Here is a 763-nt window from a genome sequence, read left to right on the forward strand (position 1 = left end):
TCTCAACAAATCTATTAACCCTGACGAGGCCGTAGCTTATGGTGCAGCTGTCCAGGCTGCTATCTTGCACGGTGACAAGTCTGAGGAGGTGCAGGATCTGCTGTTGCTTGATGTAACACCCCTTTCCCTCGGTATTGAGACTGCTGGAGGTGTCATGACCACACTCATCAAGCGTAACACTACCATCCCCACTAAACAGACTCAGACATTCACCACCTACTCTGATAACCAACCCGGAGTACTCATCCAAGTATTTGAGGGTGAGCGTGCTATGACCAAAGATAACAACTTGCTCGGTAAATTCGAGCTGACCGGGATCCCACCGGCGCCGCGTGGCGTGCCTCAAATTGAGGTCACCTTCGACATCGATGCCAACGGTATCCTCAACGTTTCCGCTATCGAGAAGTCCACCAACAAGGAGAACAAGATCACCATTACCAACGACAAAGGTCGTCTCTCCAAGGAAGAGATCGAGCGTATGGTTAATGAGGCAGAGAAGTACAGAAACGAGGATGACAAGCAAAAGGAGACCATCCAGGCCAAGAATGCATTGGAATCTTACTGCTTCAGCATGAAGTCTACCATGGAGGATGAGAAGCTCAAGGAAAAGATCTCTGACTCTGACAAGCAGACCATCCTCGACAAGTGCAACGACACCATCAAGTGGCTGGATTCCAACCAACTGGCCGACAAGGAGGAGTATGAGCACAAGCAGAAAGAATTGGAAGGCATTTGCAATCCGATAATAACGAAGATGTACCAG

At 49.3% G+C, this 763-nt stretch carries 1 protein-coding gene; it reads left to right on the forward strand.

Going from position 1 to position 763, the window contains the following annotated elements:
- Positions 1–763 (forward strand): Hsp70 family protein (locus F0U44_RS24015; RefSeq protein WP_149730591.1); only part of this gene is annotated, 763 nt, incomplete at both ends.

Origin of the sequence: Nocardioides humilatus, assembly GCF_008373755.1 — a bacterium.
Classification (GTDB): domain Bacteria; phylum Actinomycetota; class Actinomycetes; order Propionibacteriales; family Nocardioidaceae; genus Nocardioides; species Nocardioides humilatus.